General features: G+C 38.6%; 18 protein-coding genes. 7 read left to right on the forward strand and 11 right to left on the reverse strand.

What is annotated here, in order from left to right:
• Position 1 precedes the first annotated feature (1 nt).
• Positions 2-1,642 carry an ankyrin repeat domain-containing protein gene (locus VHO47_00790; GenBank protein ID HEX2977647.1) on the reverse strand — a complete coding sequence of 547 codons (1,641 nt, stop codon included), beginning with the start codon at positions 1,640-1,642 and terminating at the stop codon, positions 2-4.
• Positions 1,643-1,812: 170 nt separating this feature from the next.
• On the opposite strand from VHO47_00790, the gene VHO47_00795 reads away from it, so the two are divergent.
• The gene (locus tag VHO47_00795; GenBank protein HEX2977648.1) at positions 1,813-2,892 is read left to right on the forward strand and encodes a hypothetical protein; all 1,080 of its coding nucleotides are present in this window, start codon (positions 1,813-1,815) and stop codon (positions 2,890-2,892) included.
• 117 nt (positions 2,893-3,009) lie between these two features.
• A complete protein-coding gene (locus VHO47_00800; GenBank protein HEX2977649.1) occupies positions 3,010-3,399 on the forward strand; it encodes a hypothetical protein in 390 nt (129 codons plus the stop codon).
• Here the strand turns inward: VHO47_00800 and VHO47_00805 are convergent.
• From VHO47_00805 to VHO47_00815, 3 genes are all read right to left on the reverse strand, one after another.
• Positions 3,391-4,296, reverse strand: coding sequence for a hypothetical protein (locus VHO47_00805; protein HEX2977650.1), 906 nt, complete (start codon positions 4,294-4,296; stop codon positions 3,391-3,393). The genes VHO47_00800 and VHO47_00805 overlap by 9 nt on opposite strands.
• Positions 4,297-4,399: 103 nt before the next feature.
• Positions 4,400-4,690: a hypothetical protein gene (locus tag VHO47_00810; GenBank protein HEX2977651.1), complete on the reverse strand. Its 291-nt coding sequence runs from the start codon at positions 4,688-4,690 to the stop codon at positions 4,400-4,402.
• Between the two features lie 103 nt (positions 4,691-4,793).
• On the reverse strand, positions 4,794-5,123 hold the full coding sequence (locus VHO47_00815) for a hypothetical protein (protein HEX2977652.1): 330 nt from the start codon (positions 5,121-5,123) through the stop codon (positions 4,794-4,796).
• Between the two features lie 209 nt (positions 5,124-5,332).
• Between VHO47_00815 and VHO47_00820 the strand changes: the two genes are divergently transcribed.
• Together VHO47_00820 and VHO47_00825 are read left to right on the forward strand one after the other, a co-directional pair.
• Complete coding sequence (locus VHO47_00820; protein HEX2977653.1) at positions 5,333-6,241, forward strand: hypothetical protein; 909 nt, start codon at positions 5,333-5,335, stop codon at positions 6,239-6,241.
• Between the two features lie 164 nt (positions 6,242-6,405).
• The gene (locus tag VHO47_00825) at positions 6,406-7,206 is read left to right on the forward strand and encodes a hypothetical protein (GenBank protein HEX2977654.1); all 801 of its coding nucleotides are present in this window, start codon (positions 6,406-6,408) and stop codon (positions 7,204-7,206) included.
• A 2-nt stretch (positions 7,207-7,208) separates the two neighbouring features.
• Here VHO47_00825 and VHO47_00830 read toward each other — a convergent pair whose 3' ends face one another.
• From VHO47_00830 to VHO47_00840, 3 genes are read right to left on the reverse strand one after another with little or no spacing between them, the layout of a single operon-like run.
• Positions 7,209-8,060 carry a hypothetical protein gene (locus VHO47_00830; protein HEX2977655.1) on the reverse strand — a complete coding sequence of 284 codons (852 nt, stop codon included), beginning with the start codon at positions 8,058-8,060 and terminating at the stop codon, positions 7,209-7,211.
• An 11-nt stretch (positions 8,061-8,071) separates the two neighbouring features.
• Positions 8,072-9,715: a penicillin-binding protein 2 gene (locus tag VHO47_00835; protein HEX2977656.1), complete on the reverse strand. Its 1,644-nt coding sequence runs from the start codon at positions 9,713-9,715 to the stop codon at positions 8,072-8,074.
• On the reverse strand, positions 9,708-9,980 hold the full coding sequence (locus tag VHO47_00840; protein HEX2977657.1) for a hypothetical protein: 273 nt from the start codon (positions 9,978-9,980) through the stop codon (positions 9,708-9,710). Before VHO47_00840 ends, VHO47_00835 begins: the two co-directional genes overlap by 8 nt.
• Positions 9,981-10,132: 152 nt before the next feature.
• On the opposite strand from VHO47_00840, the gene lysS reads away from it, so the two are divergent.
• Complete coding sequence (gene lysS / locus VHO47_00845; GenBank protein HEX2977658.1) at positions 10,133-11,608, forward strand: lysine--tRNA ligase; 1,476 nt, start codon at positions 10,133-10,135, stop codon at positions 11,606-11,608.
• Complete coding sequence (locus VHO47_00850) at positions 11,608-12,189, forward strand: class I SAM-dependent methyltransferase (protein ID HEX2977659.1); 582 nt, start codon at positions 11,608-11,610, stop codon at positions 12,187-12,189. The genes lysS and VHO47_00850 overlap by 1 nt, the downstream gene beginning before the upstream one ends.
• A 13-nt stretch (positions 12,190-12,202) precedes the next feature.
• On the opposite strand, the gene VHO47_00855 is transcribed toward VHO47_00850, so the two are convergent.
• The 4 genes from VHO47_00855 to cysS all read right to left on the reverse strand — a co-directional run bounded on the left by VHO47_00855 (position 12,203) and on the right by cysS (position 15,108).
• On the reverse strand, positions 12,203-12,667 hold the full coding sequence (locus tag VHO47_00855; GenBank protein ID HEX2977660.1) for a hypothetical protein: 465 nt from the start codon (positions 12,665-12,667) through the stop codon (positions 12,203-12,205).
• 76 nt (positions 12,668-12,743) lie between these two features.
• Positions 12,744-13,166: a hypothetical protein gene (locus VHO47_00860; GenBank protein HEX2977661.1), complete on the reverse strand. Its 423-nt coding sequence runs from the start codon at positions 13,164-13,166 to the stop codon at positions 12,744-12,746.
• Positions 13,167-13,315: 149 nt separating this feature from the next.
• Positions 13,316-13,759, reverse strand: a complete 444-nt coding sequence (locus VHO47_00865; GenBank protein ID HEX2977662.1) for an NUDIX hydrolase — start codon at positions 13,757-13,759, stop codon at positions 13,316-13,318.
• 8 nt (positions 13,760-13,767) lie between these two features.
• Positions 13,768-15,108, reverse strand: a complete 1,341-nt coding sequence (gene cysS, locus VHO47_00870) for a cysteine--tRNA ligase (GenBank protein ID HEX2977663.1) — start codon at positions 15,106-15,108, stop codon at positions 13,768-13,770.
• Between the two features lie 138 nt (positions 15,109-15,246).
• Here cysS and bamA point away from each other — a divergent pair, with 138 nt between their 5' ends.
• On the forward strand, positions 15,247-17,820 hold the full coding sequence (bamA, locus tag VHO47_00875; GenBank protein ID HEX2977664.1) for an outer membrane protein assembly factor BamA: 2,574 nt from the start codon (positions 15,247-15,249) through the stop codon (positions 17,818-17,820).
• Positions 17,821-17,901: the final 81 nt, after the last annotated feature.

A 17,901-nucleotide genomic window follows, 5' to 3' on the forward strand; every position in this document is an offset into this window, starting at 1 on the left:
TTTAGACTTTAGATTCAGGAATTTCACATCCGGAAGCTTCCGGAATCTCTTGTTTCGATTCTTTAAACGGTTCGTTCTCAGATTTAATTCTGCTGGTTCTTTTCTTTTTTAATTTTTCTTCTGCAAATTTTTTTATTATTTCAATGACACCATTATTGGACTGTTTCTCGGCGCGCAAAAGCGGTGTTAGGCCTTCTGCATTTTTGGTATCAGTTTTTGCTCCATGCTCGAGAAGCATCTGCGCAATTTCTGCAGATCGCGCATAATGCAATGGGGTATTTCCCTCATCATTCTGAATATTAACTCGCGCACCATGCCTGATGAGAAAGCTTGCTGATTTAAATAAATTTTTTTCGACAGCAGCCACAAGCAGCGTATTCATTTTAGTATCGCGTGTGTTAATAAAATCGATATAGCTTTTTTTTGCTACTTTATAGAAATCATCTAATTGTTTGTATATTTCCTGATCGTTCTTTTCTTGTGCTTTACTTATTTCATGATTTAAAGAAGAAAATTGATCCCAAATTTTTTTATCTGCAAGATTTATTAAAGAATGACCGCGCTGCTTATATCTATTGTATGATGTCTGAGGCGATTCTTCTAAATAGGACCAGCCTGCAGCATCAAGCACTGGGTATCCTGTTCCTTTACGATCTTCCCATGATGTCCCGATATTAATGAGCTCAAGAGGAACGATTCCTGATTTAATGTTCAATAATTGAGAGGCAACAGTATCAATATGCCAGCCCCCTGCGTATATAATTGTGTGGTCGTTAGCTGAAGCGAAAAGCTTAATGAGTATTTCAATATCTGTAATACGATCATAATTAGCTATTAATCTCATGAATTTTGTAAAAAGATCTTTATTGTTTGTAATTTTTGATCTGGCCTCGTTGATGGTTATAGATGGATTTTGAGAAAGAAGATACTGCAAAAAAATATTTAGAGGTGTGAGCACATTTTTAACTGCTCGTTCCCATAGTTGGATTAATACATCGTACATATTACTAAAGGGTGACTCTTTTATTTTTTTCAAATCTTGAACAACGGGTGACATTTCAGGATCTATGAGTTTCTTAAGATATTTCGAAAGTTGGAATAACGGGATTTTTCCTAAAGAAGGGTTATCATTTAAATAATTGGTGGAGTAGTGTCCCGGGTTTAGTAAGGTAAGATCATTAGCGATTGCAAGAGGTTTTCGATATGAATCCGCATTTTGAAAAATAATGGAACGATTTTTTCTTGGCGAAAATTCTTCACTTAACTGTAAGCCGCCGTAATACATCCATTGTAATTCGCTCGGCGATTTTTCTGTTGGTGAGTCCAGCAACTCCCATAGTAAATCGATTTTGCTATTTTTTTGCGCAAGTTTTCTCAAAGTAATTAACAATCCTCGCTCTGAAGTTGTGAAAGCGGTTGTTTCAGCAAGCTTAAGTAAGGTAGCGCCTCTGCGAGAAGGTCTTTTTACGATTTCTTGAAGCGTGCTTGGTGCATGAATATCAGAAATCAAATCAATGCTTTTAATAATTTTATTTTTGTCGTTGAGCAATATTATTCTGCGAAATTGGTAGGGTCCTGCATTCATAATCGAATGAAATAAAATACTGCAGCATAAAAAAATACAATTCTTGGTCAAACGCATGATTTCCCCCTTTTTTCGATCTTAATACCATGCTATAACATGCCAGCGCTGATTATCAAGATTCCACGATTGTTAATGGCGCGTCAAGGCTCGATTCTCTTCTTTCTTTTTTTTTAAATTGCAGTAAAACTTAATCTGCAATGTTTTCAGTATGAAAAAAATAGGAGCATTTGATCGCCATGATAGGGATTTTTTGCGCAATACTTATTTTCTTTTCTTTCGACCATTATGCGATGGAAAACCCAGGCGCGGTTCATGATTTATCCACGCACGATTCCGATTCGATAATTCGCATTAATTTTCTTAATAACATGCGGGATACGACTGGGTGCACAAGTATCGATCCGCTGCAGACCGATTTTCAACGTTTGCTCAAGCGAAAAGCAGAATCCCATATTTTTATTTCCTATATGTTGTGGAAAGTTTTTTTGGGTTTGCAAAAAAAAAGTGCTCAAAAATTAGGGGCTAAGTATTGGTTTGAAGAAAATAATAAGGAGGCGGCAAAATACTGGCTTGAGTGTGAAGAGAAAATAAAAGATGATTATGGTTCATTAATCGCTTTTGATAAGAATAAATGGCGTTTTTATGATACCAAACTCGGTCTTTATTATTTAGAGCCTGCACATCTTGAGAAAAATCGTATTGTGAAAAGAGAAAAATTTGCCCTTATTGATAGGCCTGAAGCGCTCTTATCAGTTCCGAGCAACTCCATGAATTGGGCACGTGAAATGCACTGTCTACTTTTTTCGCAAAAACTGGATGAAACTTCCCATTTCATATTCCATTTAAATGGGCACGGAAATTCTGAGAAATCGGAATTTCCAATTCTTTGTGGGCTTGTGCAGGAACGAATGACCTCTTTACTCTGCTATTTAAACAATCAATTTCCCCGATCGACCGTTGGTATAGAATCTTGTTATGCGTCGCCAGAAAGAGTATCTCACCTCATGAAGCATGAAAAGATTTCGTTTAGTTTGATCACTTCAGTGCAGAGAGATGTTGCATCTTGGGCAGATGATCCACCATTATTTCAGATGACAACGAACGGCAAAAAAGAAAAGCGCAAGTTTGAAATGATCGAAAGAAACGATGACAAAACATTTTTGCAATTAATAGAAAAGGTCCATAAAAATGTTGTGCAGGGTGCTCGGGTTGATAAAGCTGAAAGTGCCTATGCCGCGTTAAGTTACTTTACTGCAAGTACCAACATTCCGGGAATAAAGTTTTCGGACGGTGATTGCATTTTATAGCAAGTTATGGAAACAGTTTTTTCTTGAACTGATAGTACGATGCGCGCTATAGTAAATCAGGAGTTTAAGATCGATCTGCAAGCGATGCAGGTCGCGCCACGAAGGTAGGAAAAAAGTATGAAAAAATTATTCGTTATAGTGAGCCTGTCTTTTTGTATGTTGAGCCTATTTCAATCGAATGCTACTCCTACCGATCAAAGTGATAGCTGGGGCGCAACGGTTTATACGGGTGCAGAAAATGCGCGCGAGTGGGTGGCTAAGATGCTTGGATATGGCCAGAATATGCTCAGTAAAACGCAAACCGTTGAAGTGCTTCCGTATCGCTACGCGTTTCTTTTGTGTTTCTTAGGCGGTGTTACTGGAGCATTGTGTGTTTACTATTTGCATTGTTCTTCGCGCACTATTGCACGCTATGAATTTCAGCCGATGCGAGATCATGCACAAAGCTTTTTTTCTCGACCCACAACATTTAGATCTACATCGGATCAAGATAGATCGTTAGACTAACATCTTCACTGCTTGATCTACTGGCTTGTTTTCATAAATAATCGCTGCGAGTGCCTTTGTGAATGCGATCGCTTCATGCAGTGGTTTTTGGTGAATATTTCTACCGATTGCACATCCTGCGGTTCCTGCTTGATGAATTTGCTCATACGTTTGCTCTATAAACTTTTTTTCAGTAATTGAATCACCACCAGCAAGAATGATCTTAGTATTTCCGGCCGCTTGCACCGCCAATTTCAGCCAATCGAGTGAACTTTTTTCATCAGTTTTTTCGGGTATCAAAATTTTTGCGAAATCGGCTCCCAAACTTAATCCGAGCCCGCTTGCGCCTATAATCAGGTTGCCATCATGTTCATTTTTTATGGTTGATCCGCGAGGATAAACCCATAGAATCGCAATGAGTCCGTATTCATGCGCTTGCAGTATTACTTGAGCTGCCGATTGCAGCATGCGGCCTTCAAATTCACTGCCAGGATAAATCGTGTAGCCGATGCCGCGAATTGGTAAATTGGTGGATTGTTTTATTTTAAGAACGTCCGTAACTGAAAAAAGTTGTTCACTAAAAGGATCATGATCTTTTGGCGAAACTAAATTTGTTTTTGCATTCAATTTTGCAATGTAATTGATGTGAGGAAATTTTTTTCCGTACCGCGCTATTAATCCAAGATGCGTCGCAAATGCACCCACAAATCCTGCATCCGCTATTTTCAAAAGATGCAGCGGATCATTATCTTCCTCTGAAATTTCTGGCCCATAAAAATATTCGTTTAAATGTTCTATCTTTTGGTCGCCAGAAAAGAGAAATAATCTGTTGGTATCTCGCGTTATTGCCCGATAGTTCTTTATATATTCATCTGCTGCAGACTGGGGAACATCTGCAGGAATGTCGATGTGCTTCATTGTTCTCCATTTTTTTTCTTTTCATTATAAGCAGAATTAATTGGAGAATTGCAAGATGTTCACTGGCTGCAGTTAACTATTCGGTTATTTCTTTTGCAAAACCTTAATTTTGATTAGGTTCAAAGCGAAAAGAATTATCACCTGTTTTTTTTACTTTGGTATTTGTCAGATCAATCACATGGCATGGAATATCGGGATTATTAAGAAAATTTGTATCTTTAATAAACAGTTTTAAATCCTCGATATGAACGATTGTTCCTTCGATGGAATGAATTTGTGTTATGATCTGTATCGTTTGGCCGATATGCAGACCAGTGCGTTGCAAAGAATCATCCATTGTGAATGCAGAATTGATTGCGCAAGACAATACGCTCAAAAATATTATTTTTTTCATAGTAAATTTCGCTTCAAATAATTGTTGTTATATATCCGAATTTGTTTTCGTAACGAGCGATCCATTAAAAACTGACGTTTTATAGAAATGAATCGCTTTCGGTTCAGTAAAGAAATTTTACTTCGTCGTACTCGCGCGCTGGCTTACTCTTTAATGAAGAGATTTCGTGCAAATATTCATCTTCATTTTTCAAATCGCATAGTATTCTTTTTTGTTTTCCATGCAATACGAGCTCTCCGTCATTTGTTAGTTCTATTCTGTTGTTGAACTGATTTGTAAATCCTTTAGCTAGATAGGAGCAAACTTCTCGTTTAAACGTTGGATTTGATTTAATCGATTGAAGAATAGCTTGGCGTTGCGTTTCAATGTCCATTGTGTAGGTGTGTCGCGTAACCATTGAAAGAGCACATACAAAGTATTTTATTGTTTTCACAGAATCTCCTCTATTTGTTTGCATTTAAATTTAAACTTGCGAGTATGAATGTCAACGTATTAATCTTTATATTAAGTTTAAAAGAGAGTAAGCAACTCCCACACATGGCACTTTTGGGCCGTTGTTCGCGGGGACCCCGGAAAACATTTCCGAATTCATCTACGGCTTCAAGGCAGAAGTTTTCTGGGGCTAAATAGATAGGTGTGCCTTTGAAAAAAATAGTTTTTGTTTGGGTGATTATTTATTCAATATCGAGTTACGGAAAAATAGAAGAGGTTCATCAGCTACCTCATGGAAATTATGCGTTACCAACTTCACAACAACCTGGCCCACTGTTTAGTTTTGGGCAAAACATTGTGGATAAAAAAGATGTGCAAGCCTATCTTTTTGTCGATTACTTTAGAGGCAAGAATATTTGTATAGATCAGTATACTCCGAGTATCTTTTATGGTATATCGGATAATAGCACAATTTTACTAGCGTTACCTGCATTTTCGAAATTAAAAAATGGGCTGCAGCAGGCAACGGGCGCTGGGGATTTTTTTGCTCAAATTGAATATGCGTATTATAAACGTGACTCGCTTTATGATGGCTCGCAATCAACGATTGTAGCTAGTTTGACATTTCCGACAGGATCCATAAAGAAGCAACCTCCTACAGGGTTGGGCGCGACTAGTTTCTTTCTCGGTGCTACTGCATCATATATGGATTTCGATTGGTATTATTTTGCTTCGTTGGGGGCTACGTTGCCGACATCTCCTAGCCCTTTTAAAAATATATATTTTTATCAACTCGGAGTTTCGCGCAATATTTATTATAAAACAAATCAATGGATATTAAATGCGCTGCTTGAAATTGATGGTATTTATACCGATCATCAACTGGGTGTAAATGGGGCAACTGCTAAGAACTCGGGAGGGCATACGCTTTTTATAGGACCGTCTATTTGGTTTTCAACGCAGCGATTGATTATACAAGCCGGTTTTTCTTTTCCTTTAGCACAGGTTCTTTTTGGAGATCAAAATAAAATTGACTTTCAATTTTCGGTGAACATTGGTTGGAAGTTTAATTCATCACCTGATGAAAAAAACGATGACGCTGAGAACGGCGATGATTGACGTTAAAGTTATTTTGCTTGCAACCTTTAATTCTAACCATTTGTATACAGGTCGCTCCTGGGAATAAAAATTCATAGCAGTCTTGAGTAATCTGGCGACTCAGTGCTGCTTTACAATGTTTTTTCTTTAGAATAACATAAGAAATGTACTTTCTAGGGGGAACCATGCAAAAAATTATTTTATCTCAGCTCATTTTCGTTTTGTTTTCATCTGTGTGTTTTGGCGAAAAAATAAACTTTCAAAAAATGATCGAAAGTATTAAAAAAGGCCAACAGATGAAAAATAGCCACGAAGATAAATCGCACGTTATTGGTGCAATCGGCATTATTCTCAAAAATAGTAATCCTGAAGTTCTTAAATCAGGGGTGCTTACCAAACAAAAAATCGAAATTGCGGTTTCAGAATCAGTAGAATTCGGTGAGCTTTCTTCTATTTTGGATAACTCGCACATGAGTTATGAAACAGCTCCAAAACTTTTTGGTCCAAAAAAAAAGAATGTGGTAGATGTTCCTAGAATTGAAGTGAAAAATGGCACTCTTGAACAATTAATGGACTATGTAACTGCATCTGAAAAAGTCTACGATTCTCTTTCATATAATGAGCCAGAGGATTCATACCATTTAGATTTATCTGCTCCTAATGCTTTTGCGCGTAAAATTGTTGAAGATAAACAAGCTGAATTGCCTATTAAATTATTTGTATTGCCAAAAGATGAATCGCATTGCTATTATTTAACAAACGTAGATCTGAATAATTTAATAAACGCTGGTCGTGAAGCTCACAACTCTTATGATTCCCAAAATCAAACTGTTTGTGCGGTGGCATTGGATACAAATGTAAAAAACTTCGTCGAAAAAAGAATGACGATAAATGTTTGGAAAGAACGATTAAAAGGCGCAGCTTTCGTCGGATTTTTTGGGGGGATTACCGGTTTAGTAGCTCGCCGATTAGGTTGGTTTAAATAATATTATTTTTTCTTAAACCATTTCAGATACGTAGCGCCCAAAATTCCAGCAGTTGTTGCTCCTGCGGCTGATACGGCAATAATTTTTCGCCAATTGAGCGCATTGTGATTCCAGTCAAACGAATAAGCACAGTTATTTGGATTGTCGGCTTTTTTATAGTCCGGATTAACAAAAGTATCGATTCGTTCAATTTGATAGAATGAAAATAAACCTTTTTTTGGGAGAGCGTACGTTACGACGCCATTGCCTTCTTTATCCAATGTATTTTTTATAATTTTAAACTCAAGTGTTTGTTTTTGGCGAGTTGTAGGGTCTTCATAGGTAAAATATTCGATCCCCGTGGTCAGCAGAGCAAGTCGTTTTGTTTTAATATCGTAGAGGTTTTTTTCACAGGCTGATGCAGCATCGGTACATTCGATTTTATTAAGTCCTTTTTCTTGAACATTGCGCAATTGTTTGTAGGTTACGTTAAGATTTCTTATACGCTCCGGAACATCGAGTTTTACTCCTTCATGGGCTTCATGATAAAGACCAATGGCGGAAAGCTCTTTAATGATGATCAGGTAGTTTTTATCTTTTACAGATTTCATGAGTAGATAATATTCTGGGGTTTTTAAATGGCTTAAATTGTGCTGCAAAGCCTTACCTTCAATAAAGCGCCAAAATTCCTTTTTTCCATCCTCCTTCGTTCTCATAGTAACTAACTGCCCTGGTTCGAGCTTTTCGATCAATTGCACAAATTTTTTCTCATTACCTGGTGTATCGGTTTCGCTTGGCAATCTAATTTCCATAGCAAATAACGCACAATGTATATTGAAAATGAATATGGAAAAAAATAATTCTTTATTCATCATGATTTCCCTTTTTATAATACACGATCGTGCAAAATTACATGTTCTGCAACTTTTTCAAAAAGCGGTACTGCCACTGAAGAGGCATAAAGCATGCTGTGCGGATTTGGCACTTCTCGTATGAAAGTGACTATCACACGTTGGTAATCACCTTTTTCCAAAATTCCGGCAAACGTATACGTATTTCGTTTTGTATCATATTTTCCATCAACGACCATATTTGCAGTGCCGGTTTTTCCCATTACTTTATAGCCTTTAATCTTTCCGCGGTGCGCCGTTCCTTGACTTACGGTTCGTTCTAAGATGCCGCGAATTGTTGCGATCGTATCAGGCCGATAAATAGGATCTGTTGGCTGTGCAATGTGTTGCTGCGGATATGCAATAATCGATGGAATAACCGGGATTCCATTATTTGCAATCATGCAAAATGAGAGCGCTAATTGTAGCAGCGTTGCACTTAGTTCATATCCAAATGAAAGAGAAATAATCGATTGGCGAGACCACGAAGATGGTGGATTGACAAAGCCAGCTTGTTCTCCCGGCCAATTTAATGCTGTTTTTTGCCCAAATCCTAATCGCTTATAATGTTCGTACAGTTTCGGGCCGAGTCGTTTGCCAATATCGGCGACGCCAAAATTATTTGAAAGTTCAATTACTTCGGAAAAACTGAGCATATCGTGCGCTTTCCAGGTGCTTATTTTAAATCCATCAAAATAACCAACTTTCATATTGCGACAATCGATCATTTCGTCTGCCGTTACTACTTGTTCTTCAAGTGCGGCGAGTGCAGTGAATGCTTTCATCACGGAACCCAATTCATAGCTTTCGGTAACTGCGCGATTCTTTGTGAGTTCCATCGCAACTTCCTGGGTGTTATTTGGATCAAAATTTGGATATTGCGCCATCACAATTATTTCGCCCGTTTTAGGATTGAGAACTAAAACCGCTCCTTCACGAGCATTATAGGCATTCACCGTATCTTTCAAATCTTCGTATGCCAAAAATTGTAATGTCGAATCTATGGTCAACTTCACCGGCTCGCCTTCGTGCCCCTCCTTAGTTGTTTTCTTTGCAAAGTAATAGGTACCAGAGCGCGCATCTTTTTGTAGCGCAAAAGTTGATGGTAATCCTGCCAAACGATTATTAAACATCGATTCGATGCCAAAAAGACCGTGATTATCAATATCGGTAATGCCAATAATATGCCCCATCGATTCCATAGGATACCAGCGATGCGGTTCCTTCATAAATTGAATGTCGGCCTGTTCGTTTTGTTCAATCGCCGTACGTTGTTCAGGGCTCAGTTTTCTTTTAATGAATAAAAATTGCGCATCGCGATGCGCTTTCAGACGTTCCAAGCTTTGCGGAAACTCCTTTTTTAGAAAGCGCTCTAGGGGTGCAATGTTTGTTATTTTTGATGGTTCAATAAAGGCAGAAATACTTTCTTTATTTATGGTAAGCGGAACGCCAACCCGATCTAAAATCAGTGCGCGTGGCGGGTGCGTTGTGATTGAAAGGGTGTATTGTTGTTGCGCGAGATTATTAAAAAAATCACGTTGTTTGATTTGTATTAAATATAAGTTGCAGGCAATCGCGAGGTACAAAAAACAAAAAAAAAGAAAAACAAGGCCCGCTCTGAAGGTGTACCGTTTATTCATGCTGCGTGCCCGTTATGAGGCTGCCCAGCGCAAGTTGTTTCATATTGAGCTGCTCTGTAGCAAATTTTTTGATATCCGATTTATTGTTGAGAGCAAAAAGCTCTTGAGAAAGGGTATCTTTTTCTTGAAGCAATTCCAGTTTTTGTTTTTCAAGACGCTGCTTTTCAAAAGAAAGGCTGATGAAAAGACTCTGCTTATGAATGACAAGCACAATAAAGGTAAGATGAATACCTACAAAAAAAGCGATAAAAGTTCTTTTTCTCACTGCGCAGACCTTTCTATTTTGATATAAGCTTATCGGGCCGACGCTGGTTTTTAAAGAGATCGGGTTTTTACGCATCAGCGTGCATGGTATTAATGACAAATTTATGCTATTTTAATCACTATAAAGCTATTTAATAGGTAAAGGAAATGATCATGAGCCAAGAGCTTGAGCTGAGTGGTGAATCGAAGATTCGTGCGCAAAAGGTAGATACATTAAGAAAACAGGGGGTTGAGCCCTGGCCTGCTGCACAAAATGTTACCGATACCTGCGAATTAATACTTAAGCATTTCGGGCATCACGATCAAAAACCAACCTACACCATTGCGGGGCGACTCGTTTCTATTCGATCGCACGGAAAAACTATTTTTGCACATCTTCAAGATCGTACCGCTAAAATTCAAATCTATATAAAAGATGAACATGTCGGCGCTGAGCAATTTGAATTTTTTAAGCATATGATCGATATTGGCGATATTTTATGGGCTATGGGGCCTGCCTTTCGCACAAAGATGGGCGAGGTTACCTTAGAAGTAAAATCGTTTAAGTTATTGAGTAAATGTTTGCATCCCTTGCCAGAAAAATTTCATGGGCTTACCGACGTTGAGGTCCGTTATCGTCAGCGCTATTTAGATTTAATTAGTAACCCGGAAAGTCGCGAAAAATTTATTCGAAGAACCGGTATTTTAAAATCGGTACGTAACTTTCTTGATGCGCACGGATTCATGGAAGTTGAAACGCCAATGCTTCATCCGATTGCGGGCGGAGCAGCTGCACGTCCTTTCGTTACGCATCATAATGCGCTAGGCGATGATTTTTATTTGCGTATTGCGCCGGAACTGTATTTAAAAAGATTGGTCGTTGGTGGATTTGAGCGCGTATACGAAATAAATCGCAATTTCAGAAATGAGGGCGTATCAACGCGTCATAATCCTGAATTTACGATGCTTGAATTTTATATGGCGCATCATAATTATCTTTTCATTATGGAATTTGTAGAACAACTCTTACGTTCAGCAGTTGAATTTGCATGCGGTACGCTGGAAGTTCGTTTCGGCGATCACGTCATCGATTTTGGAAAGCCGTTTAAAAGAATCTCTGTTAAACAATCGGTGCTTGATGCTGCACATCTAACCGATGCTCAATGTTCCGATGCAGTGCTTAATGAATTATTAAAAACGCATCGCATCAAATTGGCTCAAAACGCATCAAATGCGGTTAAATTCTATGCATTATTTGAAAAAATTGTTGAACCAACGTTGATTCAGCCAACCTTTATCACTGAATATCCGATCGAAATTTCTCCTCTTGCAAAGCGTGATTCAGAAAATCCTGCCGTTGCGGCCCGTTATGAACTTTTCATCGGTGGTATGGAAATCAGTAACGGATTTAATGAGTTAAACGATCCGTTTGATCAAGCAGATAGATTCAAGCAGCAGCTTGAGGCGCATAAAGCGGGCGATGAAGAAGCGCATCAATATGATGCTGATTATATTCAAGCTTTAGAATATGCGTTGCCCCCAACTGTCGGCGTCGGCATCGGTATCGATCGGCTTGTAATGCTTCTTACTAATACGACTTCGATCAAGGATGTTATTTTATTTCCAACACTCAAGAAAAAGCATTCTTAATGCATTCGAGTGATCATCAGATTCAATTAGCACAGTGGACTGCGCAGCGGATCAAAGAAATAATCGTTGCGCACCATCGTGATGCACAAAAAATCTTGGATGTCGGATGCGGCAGCGGTTTAATCACGCATTACGTGCAAGATATTTTATGGGAATCAAAGGTGGTTGGCGTTGATCGGGATCAACCCGTGATTAAAAATGCGCAGGAAGCGTTTCCTGAAATTCGTTTTTTTACCAGTGATGGTCAATTGCCATTTGAAGATGCCAGCTTTGATTGCGTGTATGCTTCATATGTTTTTCATCATTTAAAAACTGATGACCAAAAAAAACTTTTGCATGAAATGATCCGTGTTCTTACGCCCAACGGTTTATTAATTATTTTAGAATTCAATCCGTGGCATATCCCGACGCGTTGGCATTTTTGGAGAAATCCAGAAGAGAAAAATGCACAGATGATCGCTGCGCATTCGCTCAAAAAAATAATAGGCGCAGCGGGTGCCACGCCTATTTGTTTCTATTTTAATAAACTGTTTTTTTTAAGTGCAATTTACGCAGTTATCGCTAGAAAAAAAGATGTATAATTAAATGCACAAATTATTTGAGTTCAGCGTTTCTGTTTTGCAAGTCAAATAGCTTTTCGAACTCTTTTCTTCGTTCATCACTACTAATATTTTTAATAAGTTCAATGAGCGTTGAATTACCGTAGATTGGTTGCTGGATCGTAGCACCTTTATCTGCAAGAAATTTTGCGAGCTCTAAATCATTTTTCTTTATCGCCCAGGAAAGTGGATTATCATAAAACTGATTTGGATCTGCGCCATCTTGAATTGCTTTTATAATACCATCACGGCGGCTATTTCTTACTGAATCAGAAAGAGCGGTTTCTTCGTCTGTGAACTCAGTGTACGTTTGATACCATACAAAATTTTCCATATCACTTGGTGCGTCTTGGTCTGAGCTGTATTCGTCGGAGCTATATTCCATGGAGTGAATTGATTTTTGATATAAGCAATAGAAACCAAAAATAACTACTGAACTGATAAGAATAAATTTTCTCATACTCATCTCCATTTTTTATTATTAGAAAAAATTATACCAATGGATGAAATCTTTAATTATTCTTTGGGAAAAATAGTTAGTGGTTATTAAATAATTCATTGAATCGTTTCAGTGCATTTTGGCTCGGTGTGTTTTTCATAAGTTGACGAAGCGTAAGATCCCCTGCGATTGGTACATCAGCCGAGGCGCCATTTTGTTTTAGAAAGGTAGCTAGGTCTGCATTTGCTGTTTTGAAGGCAAATGCTAAAGGATTATGATAAAACGAATTAGAATTTGCTCCCGCTTGTATTGCTGCTCGAATTTCAGAAGGTTCTCCAGCAACAACCGCATCCATAAGCATCTGTTCTTCATCAGATAAGCCACCGTATGTTAAATTTATCGCCATTTGTTCAATATCACTGCCAGTTTCTTCTTCGTCTGAGCTCAATTCCATTGAGAAGAGAGAATTCGATAACAATAAACAAAAAATGAAGAATAAACAGGTGAATTTTTTTTGCATAATATATTCCTATTAAATAGGTATCCTGTTAATAGTTTATCAATTAATAATGCAAAATTGCAATAAATTAAAGGCGGTTTAAAAATAAATGCATTTTGAGCATATTTTAGCGATACTGTAGTAGCTACGTAGAACGCTTTAACCGCTAACTAATAGGCTTTTATAAGAGAAAAATTAAGATTAACCATCGGTAAAAATAATGGCTTTGGTAGTTCGTTTATATCAAACCAATCCCACATTTCACATTTATGCGGCTCTAACACTTTTGGCTCACCGCCTTCATAGTTGCCGATCATAAAAAGCGTAATATAATGCTTTTGTTCGAGTTCAAAAAAATCGTTGGTATAGGGGCCGGCCGTAATCTCTTTAATAACGAGGCCTGTTTCTTCAAGTACTTCTCGTTGCGCACATTCAAAAGGCGTTTCGCCAAATTCTAGATGGCCTCCTGGCGGGCTCCAGGTGCCGCTTCCGTGCGCATTTTTTCTTTTACCTAAAAGAAGTTTTCCATTATGGAAAATAAGTACCCCAACGCCAACGCGAACAATGGGCGAAAAATTTTGTTGCGGTGCTCGGGGCATTTGAGTTGATGTCATCTGTTTCCTTAACTTTTTTTATCTTGAAGTTCTACGCCCATAGCGGTTAATGTAGCTCTCAGTTCATCGGCGCGCTTCCAGTTTTTTTCTTGTCGTGCTTTTTCTCGTTCATCAAGCAGCTTTTGAATTTCTGGCGTTATTTCGATTGTTTTTTCTGGAATTGGTTCCAGCGTTAAACCCAATCCATTCACTAAAAATTGTTTTATGATCGCTTTTTCATCCGCAGTCGGTTTGGATTGCATAAAAGTGAAAAGAACGCCAAACATCCCGGGAGTGTTTAAATCATCGTAGAGAAACGTAAGCATTTTTTTAAGCGTTTGATTTTCAAGATCGAGGGGACTATTTTTTTTCACCTCTGCTTGCGCAAAGAAAAGGCATATTTTTTGATACGCTTTTTGCGCTGCTTGAATATCATCAAACGAAAAATCAAGGGGGGTTCGATAGTGATGAATCGCATAATAATATCTAATTACCATCGGATCGAATTGCTGAAATATATCATTGAGCGTGAAAAAATTGCCCAGCGATTTAGACATTTTTTCATTATTTACTCGAACAAATGCGCAATGGCTCCAAATAGTTGAAAATGGTTTTCTGGTTAAGCTTTCGGTTTGAGCTATTTCATTTTCATGGTGAGGAAAAATTAAATCAGCACCGCCTCCGTGAATATCTATTTGCTCTCCCAAATATTTAAGCGCCATTGCCGAACATTCAATATGCCAGCCTGGCCGACCGTAACCCCAGGGGCTTTTCCAAAAAGTTCCTTCTTGCTCACCTTTCCATAACGCAAAATCGAGCGGATCTTCTTTTTTATCGTTTATTTCAACGCGGGCTCCTGCGCGCAGTTCATCCAGTTTTTGTTTGGAAAGTTTGCCATAGGAGGGAAAGCTATTGATGCGAAAATATACATCACCATCAACCGCATACGCTTTTTTTTGCTCAACTAATTGCGCTACGAAATCGATAATTTCAGGAATTGTTTTGGTAACGAGTGGTTCGTGCGACGGTGTATCTAAATTGAGCGCTTTCATATCACGATTAAATGAAGCAATATAACGTTGAGCAATTTCCTCATAGCGCAATTGATCGCCAAACTCAGCTTCAGCTTTTTTGAGGAGTTTATCATCGATGTCGGTAAAATTTCTGCAATACGTAACATCCAGGCCGATTATTTTTAAAAGGCGATACATAAGATCAAACGTGACAAAAACTCTTCCGTGACCGATATGCGGATTGTCGTACGGCGTGATGCCGCACACATAAAGTTTAATTTTGCCTTGTAGCAGCGGGCTTATAGTTTCTTTTCGAGTCGAAAGAGTTGAATAAAGCTGTATCATACTATTTTTCATTCGTTTGAAAGGTCCATCGGCACTTAACGAAATTTAGTGTAGAAAAAAACAGCTCCTCTGGTCAATTTAAGAAAAAAAGGTATTCTATAAAAACGATCTTTTTAAAGGTCCGCCTTCAATCAAATCAGGAGCGTATACATGATGTCTGCACGACGAGCGAGTGTTTTGTGGCTCTTCATTATTTTATTTATCGGTGGTGGAAACCTTCCATTTTCCTTGGCTGCGATGCAATCTGCGCCAGCAAATCAAGATGAATTATCCGATAATCAGAATGCGGAAAATGAATCTGCAGATGACTACGAAGATGAAGATGAAATAACTGATGCAGTGGCTGCACCGGTGCAAGTACCGCTGGCCGATCGTATCATTAGATCGATTACGGTTGAAGGAAATTCCTCTGTTCCCTCACAAGCGATCCTCAGCCGCATTCCTTATCATGAAGGGCAGCGATTCGATCCTCGAAAAACCAACACCCTTATTAAAAATGTTAACGATCTTAATTATTTTAAGAACGTGCAACTTTATGGTGAGCCGGTTGGTAGCCATGAAGTAGATCTTTTTATCGTTGTACAAGAAAAAATGAAGCTAGCAGGGGTTGAATATCAAGGTAATAAGCACTTAACGCTCAAAGAAATAGAAAAGAAAATTAATTTTTCTAAAATAACGAGCGTTGATGAAATGGATCTGCCTCGGTACATTGCGATTATTAAAAAATTATATCGAGATAAAGATTATCATAATGCTCAAGTAACTGCGCAATTGCAACCGGTGGATGGAGCTGCGCGTGTTATTTTTACCATACAAGAAAATAATAAAACGCTTGTTAAACGAATTTTCTTTTCAGGTAACGAATCGGTTACTGATAAAAAACTACGCAGTTTAATTTATACACGCGAAGATTGGATTCTTGGATTTATGGATCGCGCGGGAAGTTATCAGCCCGATATGATCGAAGCGGATAAGCAAGTTATCGAAAACTATTATCAAAGTAACGGATTTTTGAATGCCCGCGTTATTAGCGCGCAGGTGCAAGCGGATGCCGCGCAAGAAGAGGTTATGGTTACCTATTGCATTCAAGAAGGCGATCAATATACCATATCCGATATCTCCGTTCCCGGAAACGATCTCATTTCTGAAGAATTTTTAAAATCACGTTTGCCAATTAAAGAATGCGATCTTTATTCGAAAGAAAAAATTCGGGAGACGATTGAAGGGCTTCGATTGCTTTGGGGTGATTTTGGCTATATTTATGCTGATATTGAGCCATCAGTCAAGCCGAATGAAGAAACAAAAACGGTCAGCATTGCATTTTATACGGAACTTGGTTCTCAAGTTACGCTCGATAGTATCAATATTCGTGGTAATGAAAAAACTGAAGATAAAATTATTCGTCGACAATTAGTACTTCAAGAAGGCGGAATTCTCACAACCAAAGGGATGGACGATTCCAAACAACGCGTTGAACTGCTCGGTTATTTTGATCAACGAAATGGTGTGAACTGGAAAATTAATCGTTTAGGGAACGATAGAGCATCGCTTGATTTAATGGTAAAAGAAGTTAAAACGGGCCGCGCCGAAATGAACTTAGGTTTTGGTGGTTCACCGCGCGACGTTTCATCACCTATCGAATCGTTATCGTTACGCGCTGCGCTTTCAGATACGAACTTATTTGGTAAAGGTATTCAGTTTGCGCTCAGCGGAGAATATGCAAAACGAGAAGTTAACTTCAATTTTAATTTAACTCAACCGTGGCTTTTCGATCGACCAATTCATGCCGGTATTGATATTTTTACAAAACGAACTTCATACAGCGATTTCTTCTTTTTGGAAAAATCATCTATTCATGAAAATATTGTTGGTGGTGCATTTAATCTTGGATTTGTTTCTCATCGTGCGTTTGATTCACTTTGGATAAATAGACTTATCGTTGAGGATGTGCGTTATACCAATACTGCGGTTGATCAACGTAGTAACTTTATCAACCAAGCACAGAAAGATGAGCTGCAAGGGATAATTAATCGTCGTTTTCAAAGTGGTACCTTCATTGGTTATGCATTAAATATAACCAAAGATATTCGTAATCATCCGGTTCATCCAAGTAACGGATATCAATGGCAAGTGTTAACAAAAACGGTCTTTCCGAGTCGTACGACACACGCACCTGATACACCACTTCACGGATTTGGATTCTTTAAAGCGGACTTTGATGTGAGTTGGTACACGCCGCTTATTGACGAACGCAGTTTGGTATTCTGTTTGCATGGACACCTCGGGCTTATTGCGCCATTTAAACACAGAACCGTTCCGTATCGAGAGTTGTATAATATTGGTGGTCCGGCATCGGTGCGTGGGTTTGAATTTGGCGAGATTGGGCCGCAATGGGTTGTTCCGGGACTGGCCGGAAAATCTAATCCGTTAGGTGCGACAAAAGCGTTCTGGATTAATGCGGAATTGATTTTCCCAATTTCTGCAGATTTTTCTATGAAAGGCGGCATTTTCTATGATGGTGGTGCTGGCTGGGATACGCTTGATGCAGCGCAAATTTCCCCTGCTAATTTGAGAAACAATCATTTTAGTTACAGACACGCTGTTGGTTTAGGTTTGCGCGTCTTGCGCCCAACGCCAATTAAAGTTGATTGGGGCTTTAAGCTTGATCGTCGTAAAGGAGAAGAGGCTACGCGTGTTCACTTTAGTGCGTACCACGAGTTTTAGACCAACTGATCAAACGTTTTTTAAGCGTAAACTAATTTTTTTTGCTCTTTTTTGATTCGGTCGTTCATCTTGTAACTTGTT

It is taken from the genome of Candidatus Babeliales bacterium (assembly GCA_036260945.1).
In the GTDB taxonomy this organism is placed as follows: Bacteria; Babelota; Babeliae; order Babelales; family JACPOV01; genus JACPOV01.

Excerpts from the sequence above, each read along its gene's own strand:
- VHO47_00835 (HEX2977656.1), bottom strand. The coding sequence starts at position 9,715 with ATGAATAAACGGTACACCTTCAGAGCGGGCCTTGTTTTTCTTTTTTTT.
- lysS (HEX2977658.1), top strand. The coding sequence starts at position 10,133 with ATGAGCCAAGAGCTTGAGCTGAGTGGTGAATCGAAGATTCGTGCGCAA.
- VHO47_00790 (HEX2977647.1), bottom strand. The coding sequence starts at position 1,642 with ATGCGTTTGACCAAGAATTGTATTTTTTTATGCTGCAGTATTTTATTT.
- VHO47_00805 (HEX2977650.1), bottom strand. The coding sequence starts at position 4,296 with ATGAAGCACATCGACATTCCTGCAGATGTTCCCCAGTCTGCAGCAGAT.
- VHO47_00830 (HEX2977655.1), bottom strand. The coding sequence starts at position 8,060 with ATGATGAATAAAGAATTATTTTTTTCCATATTCATTTTCAATATACAT.
- VHO47_00800 (HEX2977649.1), top strand. The coding sequence starts at position 3,010 with ATGAAAAAATTATTCGTTATAGTGAGCCTGTCTTTTTGTATGTTGAGC.
- VHO47_00850 (HEX2977659.1), top strand. The coding sequence starts at position 11,608 with ATGCATTCGAGTGATCATCAGATTCAATTAGCACAGTGGACTGCGCAG.
- VHO47_00865 (HEX2977662.1), bottom strand. The coding sequence starts at position 13,759 with ATGACATCAACTCAAATGCCCCGAGCACCGCAACAAAATTTTTCGCCC.
- VHO47_00825 (HEX2977654.1), top strand. The coding sequence starts at position 6,406 with ATGCAAAAAATTATTTTATCTCAGCTCATTTTCGTTTTGTTTTCATCT.
- VHO47_00860 (HEX2977661.1), bottom strand. The coding sequence starts at position 13,166 with ATGCAAAAAAAATTCACCTGTTTATTCTTCATTTTTTGTTTATTGTTA.
- cysS (HEX2977663.1), bottom strand. The coding sequence starts at position 15,108 with ATGAAAAATAGTATGATACAGCTTTATTCAACTCTTTCGACTCGAAAA.
- bamA (HEX2977664.1), top strand. The coding sequence starts at position 15,247 with ATGATGTCTGCACGACGAGCGAGTGTTTTGTGGCTCTTCATTATTTTA.
- VHO47_00810 (HEX2977651.1), bottom strand. The coding sequence starts at position 4,690 with ATGAAAAAAATAATATTTTTGAGCGTATTGTCTTGCGCAATCAATTCT.
- VHO47_00855 (HEX2977660.1), bottom strand. The coding sequence starts at position 12,667 with ATGAGAAAATTTATTCTTATCAGTTCAGTAGTTATTTTTGGTTTCTAT.